We start from the raw sequence: 14,813 nt of genomic DNA on the forward strand, positions 1-14,813 counted from the left end.
CCCGCGAAATGTTCGCTACCCTCCTCATCGACGACCTACACCGCGTTGCGACCACCCCCTGATCTCGCCGTGGAAGATCCTCCCCAGCCTGGCCAGGCCGCCCGTGGGTCTAGGCCTGGGCGGACGTGGGGCACTCACTAACCCGGTCCGGCAGCCACCGACTGCCCGCAGCCGAGCGGGGCCTCTGTGGCATCGCGCTGCTTGGTGAGTGGCGCAGGTCCGTCAGCGGCCTGGCATCGCCAGACCCGCCACTGCCGCGCGGCGGGGTGTGGCGGACCTGCAGGCCATCACAATCGCCGAGACTCCGCGATCGTCGGCGGGAGGCCTTCGTCCTCGCCTCGTTGTGATGGCCTGGCGATCCGGTCGACGGCACGGGCAACACCCACCGAACCGATCAGAGCGCCGGACATCCCGTGCCGTCCGCGGTTCAAGAGCGGCTCCTGTACGCCGTTGGGCTCAGGCCGGTGTGGTGGCGGAAGCGGGTGGAGAAGTAGAGCGGGTCGGGGTAGCCGACCTCGGCGGCGACCGAGGCGATCGGGCGGGCGGTGAGTTCGAGCAGGCGGCAGGCCGCGTCGAGGCGGCGGCGTTCGACGAACTGCTGAGGGCTGACACCGAGCTGCTCGCGGAAGAGATGGGCGAACCGTGACACCGACAGGTTGACCGCGCGCGCCAACCTGGGCAGGTCGAACCGCGCCTTGAGATCCTGGTCGATCAGCTCGATGACGCGGAGCAGGCGGTCGTCGATCCGGACTGCTTTGGGGTTCTGGGTGTCGCACCAGAGCAGTGCGGCCTCGAGGGCGTTCGCGCTCAGCTGCTCGCCTTGGGTGAGGACGCTGCGCTGGTGCCGGACGGCGTCCCGGAGGTGGCCGGCGATTCGTTCAGCGGCCGCGGGTGCCGGCTGGAGGAGAAGGATGCCGGGGGCAACTTCAGGCCAGTCGAGCAGTGGCAACCAGTCGGGTTTCGGGTGCAGATGAGCGTAGAGGAAGTGCCAGCGCGGCCCAGTGGTGGCGTAGTCGTGGCGGGTTCGCGGCCGGACCAGGACGACCGTGCCAGGGTCCGCCGCGACAGCTCCGAACCTGCCGGTGCCGTCGAGAGTCTGCACCAGCAGCCAGTCCGTGGTCCCGCGGCGGCGATACGTCGCGTACTCCGGACCCTCGTCGAACTCACCGGTCTCCAGCCGGCGGACAACCGGATGCGGAGACTCAGCAGGATCTCGAAGGTTCACAGCTCGATAGACTATCGCCCGTCCGGGCTGCCGGCGCAGATCCTGGACTCATGACTCTACTCATGCCACGCCTCCGGCGCGGCGGGCTCCCTGCGCTCCTCAGTCCAGGCCGGGAGGCCGCGTGACCGGCACAGTCGCCGATATCTACCGGCGGGACGGGATCGTGCAGGTCCCCCAACTGCTCGACGCCGCCGAGGTCGAGCAGCTCAAGACGGTTTTCATGGACCAGGTCGCCGAAGACCACTCGCTCGCGATCGACGACGGCGTACCGGACGACGATCCGCTGGCCCGGTTCCCGCGGTTCGTGCACCCACACCGCCGGACCGATGTGGCGGCCGGCCGGATTGCGCTGGAGCTGATGCTGGACAGCCGGATCCTCGATGTCGTCACCGTGCTGATCGGACCGGCGCTCGGTGCCCAGTCGATGTTCTACTTCAAGCCGCCGGGCGCCCGCGGGCAGGCCCTGCATCAGGACAACACCTTCCTGCGCGCGGATCCCGAGACCTGCCTGGCCGCCTGGATCGCGGTCGACGACGTGGACGCGGAGAACGGCGGGCTCGCGGTCGTCCCCGGCTCGCATCAGACCGAGCTCGTCTGCCCGGAACCGGCCGACCTGACCGAGTCGTTCACCAACGCCGAGGTCCCGGTGCCCGACGGTCTGACCAAGGTGCAGACAAAGATGCGGGCCGGCGACGTGCTGTTCTTCCACGGCAGCGTCGTGCACGGCTCCCGGCCCAACACGAGCGTGGACCGCTTCCGCCGCGCGCTGATCTTCCACTACATCCCGGAGGACAGCACCGAGATCGCCGCCTTCTACAACCCGCTCGTGCGACCGGATCGTCGTACGGCGGTCCTCCCCGAAGCCATCGGCGGCGGCCCCTGCGGCGACTACGCCGACGCGGAGCCGTAAGCGGTCAGCTGGTGTAGTCGCGGAAGCCTCGGCCGGTCTTGCGGCCGAGGTAGCCGGCGGTGACGAGGTGTTCGAGCAGCGGGGCGGGTGCGAAGCCGGGCTCGCGGAACTCGAGGTAGAGGGTCCTCTGGATCGCCAGCGAGACGTCCAGACCGACCACGTCGAGCAGCTCGAACGGACCCATCGGCAGGCGGCAGCCGAGCTTCATCGCGGCGTCGATGTCGTCGACGTTCGAGTAGTGCGCCTCGAGCATCCGGACCGCGTCGTTCAGGTACGGGAAGAGCAATGCGTTGACAATGAAGCCGGCCCGGTCGCCACAGCGGACCGGATGCTTGCCAGCGGCAACCGTCAGCGCCGCGACCGTCTCGGCGACCTCCGGTGCGGTGCTGACGGTGCTGACCACCTCGACCAGCTGCATCACCGGCGCGGGGTTGAAGAAGTGCAGCCCGACCACGTCGGCCGGCCGCTTGGTCGCCATCGCCAGGTCGATCACCGGCAGGGACGACGTGGTGGTGGCCAGGATCGCGCCCGGCTTGCAGATCTCGTCGAAGGTCTCGAACAGCGCCTGCTTGACGCTCAACTCTTCGACCACGGCCTCGATCACCAGGTCGGCCCGGGCGAGGTCGTCGAGTTTCGCCGTACCGGTGATCCGGCGCAGGGCCGCATCGCGCTCGTCGGACGAGAGCTTGCCGCGCTGGACACCCTTCTCCAGCGAGCGTTCCAGTCCGGCCCGGACCTGGTCGACCTTCTCGGTGCCGCGGGCGACGTACAGAACGTCGTACCCGGCTTTCGCGCAGACCTCGATGATGCCGACCGCCATCGTGCCGGAGCCGACCACGCCGACCTGCTTGATCGGGCGGACAGCCGGAGCGTCACCTGAGGTCGAAGGGGTCAGGTCGTCGTCCACGACGACCGGCGAGTCCGGAGCCTCGTAGGTGTAGAAGCCACGGCCGGTCTTGCGGCCGAGCAGGCCGGCGGTGACCATCTGCTTCAGGATCGGGGCCGGCGCGTGCAGCCGGTTGCGGCCCTGCTTGTACATCGTGTCGAGGATCTCGTACGTCGTGTCCAGCCCGATCAGGTCGAGCAGCGCCAGCGGGCCCATTGGGTAGCCGCAGCCGAGCCGCATCGCCGCGTCCACGTCTTCACGGGTCGCGTAGCGGGACTCGACCATCGAGACGGCGTGGTTGAGGTAACCGAACAGCAGGGCGTTGGCGATGAAGCCGGCCCGGTCGGCGGCGACCACCGGAACCTTGTCGAGCCGGCGGGCCAGCGCGAGCACGTCGTCGACCACGTCCGGCTCGGTGACGACGGTCTTGATGACCTCGACGAACTCCTGCACCGGCGCCGGGTTGAAGAAGTGCATGCCGACCACGCGGCGCGGGCGCTGGGTGGCGACCGAGATCTCCGTGACCGAGAGCGAAGAGGTGTTCGTCGCGAGAATGGCGTCCTCCCGGACGACCTTGTCGAGCTCGGCGAAAATCTCGCGCTTCAGCTCGAGCCGCTCGATCACCGCCTCGATCACCAGGTCGCAGTCGGCGAGCGCGTCCATCGTGGTGGCGAAGGTGACGCGGTCGAACAGCGCCTGCTGGTCCTCGACGGACAGCTTGCCACGCTTCACGGCCCGATCGGTCGAGTGCTGGATGTGACCGCGGCCGCGCTCGGCGGCCTCCTCGTCACGCTCGACGCCGACCACGGTCAGCCCGTTGCGCGCGAACACCTCGGCGATCCCGGCGCCCATCGTGCCGAGACCCACCACACCCACCGTCTTCAGTTCCCGAGCCATGCCTGCACTATGCCAGCCCGCACACTGGTCCGCCCATGAGCTGAGTCACCCGCGAGGTTGCTCACATTGGGACAGCTCATCGCGTCCGGACATATTTGGACAGCTCATCGCGTCCGGACATATTTGGACAGCTCATCGCGTCCGGGGCTCACACACCCTCGTCGAACGCCACCGGCGTCTCCAGCCAGCCGTCCATCAACCACTCCGGATCCGGCGCCCCGGCCAACGCCGCCGCGATCGGCTTCGGCCGCAGCTGCCGCCCGTCCAGCTCCCCGACCCGCAACCACACCGCCCGATAACTTCCCTGCTCGGACTCGGCCGGACTCGCCAGCTCCGGCCCGTCCCCGGTGCCGAACTCGCCGCCGATCGTCTCGGCCAGGAAGTAGTGCTGGGTGCTGTCGCCGAAGTGCACGACCGCGACGAGCCCGCGGATCTTCACCAGCAGGCCGAGCTCCTCGTGCGCCTCCCGCCGGGCTGCCTCGGCCGGACTCTCACCGTCCTCGACCTGACCACCGGGCAGCACGTGGTACGTCGTACCGTCCCGGACCCGCTCGATCGCCGCGACACCCTGCCCGGACAGCAGCACGACTCCGGCCCGGATCATGCGCGCGTCGCCAGGACGTAGAACCAGCCACCGAACGGGGATTCGCCCCGCCGCAGGTGCTGGACGGTCCAGCCGGTGCTGGTGAGCAGATCTCGCAACGGATCCTCCTGCCACATGACGAAATGCCGCGGTAGGTCGAGGAGCCGGTTCGTCCACTCCTCGCCCTTACCTTCCCGCGTGCTGAAGGCCAGCACGGCCGCGGCCCGCGCCGCCTTCCGCAGTACGTCGGCCAGTTGGGCACGATCGAAATGCAGGAACACGGCGTCGGCGAACACCGCGTCGTACGGGCCGCCGAAGTCGTCCCGGAGTGCGTCGAGCGGATCGGCGGCGTACCCGTCGGCGCGCATCATGTCGAGGAAGGCCCGCGTCGCGTCGGTCCGCCGTACGGCGAACCCCCGGCGCTCGAGCTCGGCCGCGTCCCGCCCGGTCCCGCTGCCCAGCTCCAGCACGCGCCCGCCCGGCCCGACCCGCTCGGCCAGCAGGTCGATCAACTGATGATTGGGCTCCTTCGGGATCGACTCCCGGAACCGGTCGGCCGCCTGCTCGTACGTCGCCAGCGTCACCTCGTTGTCGCTCGGCACCCGCGTCCACCCGTCGCCGGTGTGCTCGACGATCGCGGGCAGCCTGAGCCCGAGATCCAGCCCGAGCACCACCACGGTCTCGCCCCGATGCAGATCCGCGATCGCCAGCAACTCGTCGTCGGGACGCCGGACCAGCTCGGGTACGACGGTCAGCGGCACGCCGAGGTGGTCCGCCAGCCGGGACCCGGCCGCGGCCTCGAACGGACCGGCGTACACCTGGGCGATCGGCTCCCCGACCGCCGGATCCTGCACATCCCCAGGGAGCAGCAGAATCCGCGCGGGGCACATGAGATTCATCCGGCGACGTACTCCAGCGCATCGGCGGCGTAGTCCGGCCAGGCCGCCGACTGCGCCAGCGGGATCACCACCCACTCCTTCATCGGGCGGCCCATGCCGGGGTCGAACGGCTCGGCGCCGGGCAGCTCGAGCGCCTTCTCCCGGGGCTCGGGCGGGAGCTTGAACGTCATTGCGTCACCGAACATCCCGGCGAGCACCAACTTGCCGACCTTGAGGCAGGGCATGCCGAACATGCTGCCCCGGACCACCCCGGCCGACACCAGTCCCGCGGCGACCGCGTCGTACGCGGCGATCGCCTGTTCGCTGACCTTCGGCATCATGGCGTCCAGCCTCCCACTCCGTGCGGCCAGGCGACATGGGTTTCGGGCAGGTTGTGGACTACGGTGCTTTCTCGTGCGCTTGGTGATTGCTACGTGTTCTGTGGACTACTCCGGACGGCTGACGGCTCATCTGCCGATGGCGCCGCGGTTGCTGATGGTGAAGGCGGACGGGTCGGTCCTGATCCACGCCGACGGCGGGTCGTACAAGCCGCTGAACTGGATGTCGCCGCCCTGCAAGCTGACCGTGGACGACGACGTCTGGAGCGTCACCAACAAGGCCGGCGAGGAGCTGCGGATCACCATCGAGGAGGTGCACAGCGACACCGCCTACGAGCTCGGCACGGACCCCGGCCTGATCAAGGACGGCGTCGAGGCGCACCTGCAGGAACTGCTGGCCGAGCACGTGCACACCTTCGGCGAAGGCTGGACGCTCGTACGCCGGGAATACCCGACCGCGATCGGCCCGGTCGACCTGCTCTGTCGCGATGCCGACGGCAAGCACGTCGCGGTCGAGATCAAGCGCCGCGGCGAGATCGACGGCGTCGAGCAGCTCACCCGGTACGTCGAACTGCTCAACCGCGACCCCTTGCTGGCCCCGGTCCGCGGCATCTTCGCCGCCCAGCTGATCAAGCCCCAGGCCCAGTTCCTCGCCACCGACCGCGGCCTCGAATGCGTCACCGTCGACTACGACGCCCTCCGCGGCATGGAATCCGACGTACTGCGCCTCTTCTGACCACCCCGAAGCGTTGACAGCCCGCTCGGCGTCGACGCTTCGCGAGCTCGGCTTCGTCACGGAGGAGCGGTCGGTGGTGTTGCGGTCGACGGACGAACCGACGTACGTCGAGATCTTCACCTGGGTGGACGGCGGATTCGGGCGGGCCCACGAGCACCCGGACGTGCTCACGCTGTGGGAGCGGATGGACCCGTTGCTGGAGGAGCGGGACGGGCGGCCGAAGTGGGAGTTCCCGCACTACGTGCCGCAGGACCTGTCCGCTTGACCGCCGGCTCCCGCGGCGGGCGGGATCTGGACGACCTCGACCGGGTGTTCAGCGCGCTCGCCCATCACTCGCGCCGGACCATCCTGCTGGTCTTGCAGCTGCGCGGCGGCGAGATGACGTCAGGCGAGATCGCGGGCCGGTTCGACCACTCCTGGCCGACGATCACGCGGCATCTGCGGATCCTCGAGCAGGCCGGGCTGGTCCACGTCATCCTGCGGGGCCGTGAGCGCGTCTACCGCCTGGACACCGGCCCGCTGTTCGCGGTCGGCGGTTCCTGGCTGCGCAGATTCGAATCCACTTCCTGACAGGTGAGCTTTTTTGCCCGATTTCGGGCAGATCCTTTGTGTTGGCCCTGGAACCGCTGCACAGTTGACGCGTGATCAGTGAGGCGGCGGTGGGGCCGGTGGACGAGCTGGCCGAGCAGGTCAGCCGGACGACCGGCTTGTCCGCGGACGACGCGCGGCGCGTGGTCGCCGACGTCCTGGCCTATTTCACCGAGACGACCGAGGAGTACGTCCGGCGCCGGCACCGGGAGTTGCAGACCTACGGGGCCCGCAACGACGAGATCTTCGCCCGGCTCGGCACCGAGCTCCGGCACTGGCCGGTCCGCTCACCCGAACTCTCCGCCCGGCAGCTGCGACGGATCGTCTACGGCTGACCGGCACACTCCAACCTTCGAAAGGCACCACTACATGTGCGGAATCGTCGGGTACGTCGGCACCAAGCCGGCCGCGCCCATCCTGGTGGACGGACTGGCCCGGCTGGAGTACCGCGGGTACGACTCGGCGGGGGTCGCCGTGCTGGGGTCCAGCGAGCTGAAGGTGCACAAGGACGCCGGCCGGGTGCGTGAGCTGGAGGCGTCACTGCCGAAGCGGTTCGGCGGCAAGCTGGGCATCGGCCACACCCGGTGGGCGACCCACGGCGGTCCGAGCAAGGACAACGCGCACCCGCACGCCAGTGGCAACGAGCGGATCGCGGTCGTGCACAACGGCATCTTCGACAACGCCGGCGCGCTGCGTGCCCAGCTGGAGGAGTCCGGTGTCAAGCTGCGCTCGGAGACCGACACCGAGGTCCTCGCGCACCTGATCGAGCAGGCCGAGGGCGCCACGCTCGAGGACAAGGTGATGGCCGCTCTGCGCCGGATCGAGGGCACCTACGGCATCGCCGTGATCGACCTGGACTTCCCGGACCGGATCGTGGTCGCCCGCAACGGCAGCCCGCTGATCCTCGGCATCGGCGACGGCGAGATGCACGTCGCCTCCGACGCGGCCGCGCTGATCCGCTACACCCGCCAGGTGGTCTACCTGGACGACGGCGAGCTGGCCACCGTCCGCGCCGACGGCTACCGCACCTTCACTCAGGACGCCGCCCCGACCACCAAGACCGCGAAGACGGTCGAGTGGGAGGCCGACGAGTACGAGCGCGGCCTGCACGAGCACTTCATGATGAAGGAGATCCACGAGCAGCCGGACGCCGTGGGCCGGGCCATCCGCGGCCGCCTCGACGAGCGCTTCCACACCGTCCACCTGGGCGGCCTGAACATGGACGCCCGCGAGGCGCGGGAGATCAAGCGGGTCAAGATCCTCGGCTGCGGTTCGGCGTACTACGCCGGCCAGATGGGTGCCCAGTTCATCGAGGAGGTCGCCCGGATCCCCGCCGACGCGGAGCCGGCCTCGGAGTTCCGCTACCGCAACCCGGTCGTCGAGCGCGACACCCTGTACATCGCGGTCAGCCAGTCCGGCGAGACGCTGGACACCCTGGTCGCGGTGCAGGAGCTGAAGCGCAAGGGCGGTCGCGTGATCGGCCTGGTGAACGCGGTCGGCTCGAGCATCGCCCGGGAGGTCGACGGCGGTGTCTACCTGCACGCCGGCCCGGAGGTCTCGGTGGCATCGACGAAGGCGCTGACCAACATGGCGGTCGCGTTCGCGATGCTCGGCATCCACCTGGGCCGGATCCGCGACGTCTCCCCCGCCGACGGCCGGCGGCTGATCGAGGGCCTGAAGAAGCTCCCCGAGCACATCCAGTCGATCGTCGCCCAGGAGGAGGAGCTGGCCAAGATCGCCGGCCGGCTCGCCCAGCACGAGAGCCTGTTCTTCGTCGGCCGGACCCGCGGCTACCCGGTCGCCCGGGAGGGTGCGCAGAAGCTGAAGGAGATCTCCTACCGGCACGCCGAGGCGTACCAGACGTCGGAGCTGAAGCACGGCCCGCTCGCGCTGATCTCGCCGGACGTGCCGAGTGTCGCGATCGTCCCGGACGACGAACTGCTCGACCGCAACATCGGTGCGCTGCACGAGATCGGCGCCCGCTCCGGTCCGCTGTACGTCGTCACGCACCCGGGCGTCGAGGTCCCGGACGGGGTCGCGGCGAAGATCGTCGTACCGAAGAACGAGCCCGAGCTGGACCCGATCCTGCTCACCATCCCGCTGCAGATCATCGCGTACTACGCGGCCGTTGCCCTCGGCCACGATGTCGACAAGCCCCGCAACCTGGCCAAGTCCGTCACGGTCGAGTAGGTCGGGGACCTCCAGGCCATCACAACTGCAGCTCGCCGGCCCTCGTCACGCTCGCCGTGGCGGGGGCCGCTGCATTGTGCTGGCCTGCACGTCCGCCACCCGGCCTCGTCACCCCTCCGAACGCCAGCCGTGCCACCTCACGCTCGGCGCCCAGGCTTTGGTACGGGTGCAGGCCGAACTCGTTGACCAGCCGCTTGCAGACCTCGACGCCGCGGACCGAGTTGCCGGCCTCGTCCAGCCGCGGCGAGAACGTGACGACCGCGAGGCTCTTCTCCGGCACCACCAGCATCACGTTGCCCGAGACGCCGGACTTCGCCGGCAGCCCGACCTGGCCGGCGAACTGCCCGGAGTCGTTGTACATCCCGCTGTGTCCCATCACCGACAGCACCCGCCCGGCGGTCTCCTGGGAGAACACCCGCTCACCCGAGTACGGCGCGACGCCACCGTTGGCCAGCGTGGCCCCGGCCGCGGCGAGGCGCTGGGCGTCGACCTCGAGTGAGCAGACCGCGAAGTAGAACTCGGCCGCCTTCTGCGGCGCGTCCCGGTCCTTCGGGTCCACGTTCAGCATGTCCTTCGCGGCCATCAGGTTGGCCAGGCCGCGGTTGCCGTGGCCGGTGTCGCGCTCGGCCAGAAAGGTCCGGTGGTCGAAACCGGGTGGCGCGCCCATCATCCGGGCCCAGGTCTGCTCGACCTTGGCGAACCGCTCGGACACGTCCAGGTCGGGCTCGACCAGCGCGAGCGTCGCCATTGCGCCGGCGTTGATCATCGGGTTCTGCGGCTTGCCGGCCGCGTCCAGCGACAGCCTCGGGTCGTTGAAGGTCCCGCCGCTCTGCTCCTGACCGACCCACCGGTGCACGTCGGCGGCGCCGAGCTGCTCGAGCGCCATCGCGTAGCTGAACGGCTTCGACGTCGACTGCACACTGAACCCGACGGTCGCGTCGCCGATCTGGAACACCTGCCCGTCCCCCGTGCAGACCGCGATCCCGAAGCGTTCCGGGTCGGCGTTCCGCAGGGTCGGGATGTACTGCGCGACCTCGCCGGACCGCTCGTCCAGGAGCTCGGCGTAGATCCGCTCGACCCCCTGGGTGAACTCGGCGAACTCGTCCGGCCGCATCGACAGCTGCCCTTGCAACGCACGCCAGATCACCGGCTCCCGGACCACGTTCCGGAACTGCTCGAGGTCGAGCCACTCCGGCTGCCCGGGCTCGAACGGCGTACCGGAGTCCACCGTCGAGCTGACCGCGCGCTCGACGCGCGGGTCGTCGGCGCGGAGGCCGGCCTGCTTCAGCTCCTCGAGCAGCTTCCACTTCCAGACCACGTTCGCCCGGTCGGTGTCGAGCGAGCGGAACAGACTCTCCACATCGAATTCGGCCATGCGACAGACCTTCTCCGGCGTGTGTTTCCGGCCTGGTTCCCTGGTGTTACGAGACCGTCAAACAGCTAGTCGTCGTACAAGATCATTACTTGTATGATCACTGCATGGACCACATCCGCCATGTCCGGCTGTCCTCCGTCGTCCTGCCGCTCGACCAGCCGATCAGCGACGCCAAGGTGCTGGCCGGCCGGCAGCGGCCGATGACCGAGATCGTGTTCCTGTTCGCGGAGATCGCGACCGCGCAGGAGCAGCACGGGATCGGGTTCAGCTACTCGAAGCGGGCCGGTGGGCCGGCGCAGTACGCGCATGCCAAGGAGGTTGCGGGCGGGTTGATCGGCGAGGATCCGTCGGACATTGCGAAGGTGTACGACAAGCTGCTGTGGGCGGGCGCGTCGGTCGGGCGGTCCGGGGTGGCGACGCAGGCGATCGCGGCGATCGACATCGCGCTGTGGGATCTGAAGGCGAAGCGTGCCCGTCTGCCACTGGCCAAGTTGCTCGGCGCGCATCGCGACTCGGTGCGGGCGTACAACACGTCCGGTGGCTTCCTGCACGCGCCGATCGAGGAGGTCAAGGAGCGCGCGTCGAAATCGCTGGCGGAGGGCATCGGCGGGATCAAGATCAAGGTCGGGCAGCCGGACACGAGGGTCGACCTCGAGCGGGTCCGCGCGGTCCGCGAGCACCTCGGCGACGGCGTACCGCTGATGGTGGATGCGAACCAGCAATGGGACCGGCCGACGGCGCTCCGGTTCGGCCGCGTCCTGGAGCAGTTCGGCCTGGTCTGGATCGAGGAGCCGCTCGACGCGTACGACGCGCTCGGACATGCGGAGCTCGCGGCTGCGCTGGACACGCCGATCGCCACGGGGGAGATGTTGTCGAGCGTCGGCGAACACGTCCGGTTGATCGAGGCGCGGGCGGCCGACATCATCCAGCCGGACGCGCCTCGCATCGGCGGCATCACGCCGTTCCTGAAGCTGGCGACGCTGGCCGATCATCATGGTCTCCAACTCGCTCCGCACTTCGCGATGGAGATCCATCTGCACCTGGCCGCGGCCTATCCGCGCGAACCGTGGGTCGAGCACTTCGAGTGGCTGAATCCCTTGTTCAACGAGCGTCTGGAGACAGTTGACGGCCGCATGCTCGTGCCCGACCGCCCGGGCCTGGGCTTCACCACGAGCGAGCAGTACGCCGCGTGGACGGTCGACGCGTGTGAGTTCGGCACCCGATGAGTGGACGAGGGCTGGCCTACGAGCTGGTCGAGGAGCTGAAGCGGCGCATCCTCAGCGGAGAGATCGCGCCCGGCGACAAGTTGCCCGCCGAAAACAGCTTGGTCGAAGAGTTCGGCGTCAGTCGGACGGTGGTGCGGGAGGCTGTCTCGCGACTGCAAGCCGCCGGGCTGGTGGAGACGTTCCAGGGACGCGGGTCGTTCGTCCTCGAGGTGCCGGAGCGAACCTCTGGGTTGCGGGAGGTTCGGTCGCATCAGGACGTGCTGGAGTTGATGGACTTCCGGATCGGCGTCGAGAGTGAGGCGGCGGGCCTTGCCGCGGTACGGCGTACCGAGCATCAGCTGCTGGGGATCGAGCGGGCGCTGGCCGACTTCCGGCGGATCGGGGACGACCCGAGCCGCTCGGTGGAGGCGGACTTCGCGTTCCATCTGAAGGTCGCGGCCGCGGCCGGGAACCGGTTCTACTCCGACCTGATCAGGTCGCTCGGGCCGATGATGATCCTGTTGCCACGGACCCGGCTGGACCCGGCGTACGAGATGTCGGATCCCGACCATCTCACCCGCGTCGTGCACGAGCACGAGAACATCCACGCCGCGATCGCCCGCTCCGATCCCGAAGCGGCCCGAGCCGCAGCGCGGGTGCACCTGGCGAACACCCGCCACCGCCTCGCGATGCCCACAGAGCATCGATAGATCCAAAAACGAACTTGGACAGGTATTCAGAATGCTTCCTAGGCTCACGAGCGTGACCCACTACTCCCCCGCGGAACTGGCTGCCCAGCTCAAGACCGGACTGCTGTCCTTCCCGGTCACGCATTTCACTCCTGACCTGAGCTTCGACGAGGCGGGCTACCGCGGGCACCTCTCCTGGCTGAGCCAGTACGACGTCGCCGGCCTGTTCGCCGCGGGCGGTACGGGCGAGGGCTTCTCCCTGACCGCGGCGGAGATCGACAAGGTCGTCCGTACGGCGGTGTCCGAGGTGAATGGCCGGGTCCCGGTGATCGCACCCGCCACCGGCGGTACGGCGACCGCCATCGAGCAAGCGCAGGCCGCCGAGGCCGCCGGCGCTGATGGGGTCTTGCTGCTCCCGCCGTACCTGACCGAAGCCGGTCAGCGTGGTTTGAGCGAGCACGTGTCGGCGGTCTGTCGCAGTACCAATCTCGGAGTCACCGTCTACAGCCGGGCGAACGCGATCCTGACCGATGTCACCGTCGCCGAACTCGCCGACCGGAACGCGAACCTGGTCTGCCTCAAGGACGGCGTCGGCAACGTCGAGATGATGACTCGCACCTACGCCCGCGTCGGCGACCGGCTCACGTACATCGGCGGCCTGCCGACGGCCGAGACGTTCGCGTTGCCGCTGCTGCAGCTCGGCGTCAGCACGTACTCATCGGCGATCTTCAACTTCGTCCCCGAGTTCGCGCTCGGCTTCTACGCCGACGTCGTCGCGCAGAACCGGGAGTCGGTCTACCGCAAGCTGAACGAGTTCGTCATCCCTTACCTCGACATCCGCGACCGGATGAAGGGGTACGCCGTCTCGATCGTCAAGGCCGGCCTCACCGCGATCGGGCGCAGCGCAGGCCCGGTCCGGCCGCCGCTGCAGGACCTGACCACCGACGAGCTCGCCCAGCTGACCGATCTGATCGGCAAGGTCCAGTGACGCCGACCATCACGTCGGTCGAGGTCGTGCCGGTCGCCGGGTACGACAGCATGCTGCTCAATCTGAGCGGCGCGCACGGCCCGTTCTTCACTCGCAACGTCGTGATCGTGACCGACAGCTCGGGCAACACCGGGCTGGGCGAGGTGCCGGGCGGCGAGAAGATCGCGTCGACCATCCGCGAGGCCGCGGGCTTGGTGACGGGCCAGGAGATCGCGCGCTACCGCCAGCTGCTGCGGGACGTCGGCCGCGCTTTCGCCGACCGCGACTCAGGTGGCCGCGGTCTGCAGACCTTCGACCTCCGTACGACGGTCCACGCGGTGACCGGACTCGAGTCGGCTCTGCTCGATCTGCTCGGGCAGCATCTCGGCGTACCGGTCGCCGAGCTGCTGGGCGACGGGCAGCAGCGGTCTGCCGTGCCGGTGCTCGGTTATCTCTTCTATGTCGGTGATCCGGGGCGCACGGAGCTGCCGTATCTGACCGACGACGGCTTCGGCGATCGCTGGTCGCGGTTACGGCGACAGCCGGCATTGACACCGGACGCGGTGGTAGCGCTGGCCGAGGCGGCGCAGGAGCGGTACGGGTTCGCGGACTTCAAGCTGAAGGGCGGGGTCTTCGACGCCCACGCGGAGATCGCCGCGGTGCGCGCGCTGGCGGAGCGATTCCCGTCCGCCCGGATCACGATCGATCCGAACGGCGCCTGGCTGGTGCGCGAGGCGACCGCGGTGTGCTCGGGGCTGCACGACGTACTCGCGTATGCCGAGGATCCGTGTGGCGCCGAGGCGGGCTTCTCCGGGCGGGAAACGATGGCCGAGTTCAGGCGAGCGACCGGGTTGCGAACGGCGACCAACATGATCGCGACCGATTGGCGCGAACTGGCGCAGGCCATCCGGATCGACGCGGTGGACATCCCGCTGGCGGATCCGCATTTCTGGACGATGGCCGGGTCGGTGCGGGTCGCGCAGTTGTGTCACGACTTCGGGCTGACGTGGGGGTCGCACTCGAACAACCATTTCGACATCTCGCTTGCGATGTTCACCCAGGTCGGTGCGGCCGCGCCGGGCGACATCACCGCGCTCGACACGCACTGGATCTGGCAGGACGGGCAGTCGTTGACCAAGGAGCCACTGCAGATCGTCGGCAGCGAGATCGCCGTACCGACCCGTCCTGGTCTCGGTGTCGAACTCGATCGCGACGCACTGGCCGCCGCGCACGAGCTGTATCTGCGGCACGGACTCGGCGCGCGGGACGACGCGGTCGCGATGCAGTACCTGATCGACGGCTGGACCTTCGACTCGAAGCGGCCCTGTCTGGTGCGCTGATGTTCA

The 14,813-nt window shown here is 69.1% G+C and carries 16 protein-coding genes; 10 read left to right on the forward strand and 6 right to left on the reverse strand.

The window, feature by feature from the left end; all coding sequences use genetic code 11:
• Positions 1-427: 427 nt before the first annotated feature.
• Entirely contained in the window at positions 428-1,225 is a 798-nt protein-coding gene (locus ACXC9Q_RS15585) for a helix-turn-helix domain-containing protein (protein ID WP_457057222.1), read from the reverse strand.
• Between the two features lie 121 nt (positions 1,226-1,346).
• Here ACXC9Q_RS15585 and ACXC9Q_RS15590 point away from each other — a divergent pair, with 121 nt between their 5' ends.
• Positions 1,347-2,135, forward strand: coding sequence for a phytanoyl-CoA dioxygenase family protein (locus tag ACXC9Q_RS15590; protein WP_457057223.1), 789 nt, complete (start codon positions 1,347-1,349; stop codon positions 2,133-2,135).
• Between the two features lie 4 nt (positions 2,136-2,139).
• On the opposite strand, the gene ACXC9Q_RS15595 is transcribed toward ACXC9Q_RS15590, so the two are convergent.
• The 4 genes from ACXC9Q_RS15595 to ACXC9Q_RS15610 form a co-directional block, all read right to left on the reverse strand.
• Complete coding sequence (locus ACXC9Q_RS15595) at positions 2,140-3,918, reverse strand: 3-hydroxyacyl-CoA dehydrogenase family protein (RefSeq protein ID WP_457057224.1); 1,779 nt, start codon at positions 3,916-3,918, stop codon at positions 2,140-2,142.
• A 148-nt stretch (positions 3,919-4,066) separates the two neighbouring features.
• On the reverse strand, positions 4,067-4,522 hold the full coding sequence (locus ACXC9Q_RS15600) for an NUDIX domain-containing protein (protein WP_457057225.1): 456 nt from the start codon (positions 4,520-4,522) through the stop codon (positions 4,067-4,069).
• Positions 4,519-5,400 carry a class I SAM-dependent methyltransferase gene (locus ACXC9Q_RS15605; protein ID WP_457057226.1) on the reverse strand — a complete coding sequence of 294 codons (882 nt, stop codon included), beginning with the start codon at positions 5,398-5,400 and terminating at the stop codon, positions 4,519-4,521. Before ACXC9Q_RS15605 ends, ACXC9Q_RS15600 begins: the two co-directional genes overlap by 4 nt.
• Positions 5,397-5,720: a hypothetical protein gene (locus ACXC9Q_RS15610; RefSeq protein ID WP_457057227.1), complete on the reverse strand. Its 324-nt coding sequence runs from the start codon at positions 5,718-5,720 to the stop codon at positions 5,397-5,399. Before ACXC9Q_RS15610 ends, ACXC9Q_RS15605 begins: the two co-directional genes overlap by 4 nt.
• A gap of 73 nt (positions 5,721-5,793) precedes the next feature.
• On the opposite strand from ACXC9Q_RS15610, the gene nucS reads away from it, so the two are divergent.
• The 5 genes from nucS to glmS all read left to right on the forward strand — a co-directional run bounded on the left by nucS (position 5,794) and on the right by glmS (position 9,231).
• Entirely contained in the window at positions 5,794-6,453 is a 660-nt protein-coding gene (gene nucS / locus ACXC9Q_RS15615) for an endonuclease NucS (protein ID WP_457057228.1), read from the forward strand.
• Positions 6,454-6,466: 13 nt separating this feature from the next.
• Complete coding sequence (locus tag ACXC9Q_RS15620) at positions 6,467-6,718, forward strand: hypothetical protein (RefSeq protein ID WP_457057229.1); 252 nt, start codon at positions 6,467-6,469, stop codon at positions 6,716-6,718.
• Positions 6,715-7,023: a metalloregulator ArsR/SmtB family transcription factor gene (locus tag ACXC9Q_RS15625; protein WP_457057230.1), complete on the forward strand. Its 309-nt coding sequence runs from the start codon at positions 6,715-6,717 to the stop codon at positions 7,021-7,023. Before ACXC9Q_RS15620 ends, ACXC9Q_RS15625 begins: the two co-directional genes overlap by 4 nt.
• 71 nt (positions 7,024-7,094) lie before the next feature.
• Positions 7,095-7,376 (forward strand): hypothetical protein, encoded by a 282-nt coding sequence (locus ACXC9Q_RS15630; protein ID WP_442914021.1) that lies wholly within the window; start codon positions 7,095-7,097, stop codon positions 7,374-7,376.
• Between the two features lie 34 nt (positions 7,377-7,410).
• Positions 7,411-9,231, forward strand: coding sequence for a glutamine--fructose-6-phosphate transaminase (isomerizing) (gene glmS, locus ACXC9Q_RS15635; RefSeq protein ID WP_457057231.1), 1,821 nt, complete (start codon positions 7,411-7,413; stop codon positions 9,229-9,231).
• Between the two features lie 19 nt (positions 9,232-9,250).
• Here glmS and glsA read toward each other — a convergent pair whose 3' ends face one another.
• Positions 9,251-10,606, reverse strand: a complete 1,356-nt coding sequence (gene glsA / locus ACXC9Q_RS15640) for a glutaminase A (protein ID WP_457057232.1) — start codon at positions 10,604-10,606, stop codon at positions 9,251-9,253.
• Positions 10,607-10,710: 104 nt separating this feature from the next.
• Here glsA and ACXC9Q_RS15645 point away from each other — a divergent pair, with 104 nt between their 5' ends.
• Genes ACXC9Q_RS15645 through ACXC9Q_RS15660 form a run of 4 tightly spaced genes read left to right on the forward strand, consistent with a single transcriptional unit; the run spans position 10,711 to position 14,807 of the window.
• Positions 10,711-11,832, forward strand: coding sequence for an L-talarate/galactarate dehydratase (locus ACXC9Q_RS15645; RefSeq protein ID WP_457057233.1), 1,122 nt, complete (start codon positions 10,711-10,713; stop codon positions 11,830-11,832).
• Positions 11,829-12,521, forward strand: a complete 693-nt coding sequence (locus ACXC9Q_RS15650) for a FadR/GntR family transcriptional regulator (protein ID WP_457057234.1) — start codon at positions 11,829-11,831, stop codon at positions 12,519-12,521. Before ACXC9Q_RS15645 ends, ACXC9Q_RS15650 begins: the two co-directional genes overlap by 4 nt.
• Before the next feature lie 52 nt (positions 12,522-12,573).
• Positions 12,574-13,488 carry a 5-dehydro-4-deoxyglucarate dehydratase gene (kdgD, locus tag ACXC9Q_RS15655; protein WP_457057235.1) on the forward strand — a complete coding sequence of 305 codons (915 nt, stop codon included), beginning with the start codon at positions 12,574-12,576 and terminating at the stop codon, positions 13,486-13,488.
• On the forward strand, positions 13,485-14,807 hold the full coding sequence (locus ACXC9Q_RS15660; RefSeq protein ID WP_457057236.1) for an enolase C-terminal domain-like protein: 1,323 nt from the start codon (positions 13,485-13,487) through the stop codon (positions 14,805-14,807). The genes kdgD and ACXC9Q_RS15660 overlap by 4 nt, the downstream gene beginning before the upstream one ends.
• The last annotated feature ends 6 nt before the right edge of the window (positions 14,808-14,813 follow it).

The sequence above is a fragment of the Kribbella sp. CWNU-51 genome (assembly GCF_054073265.1).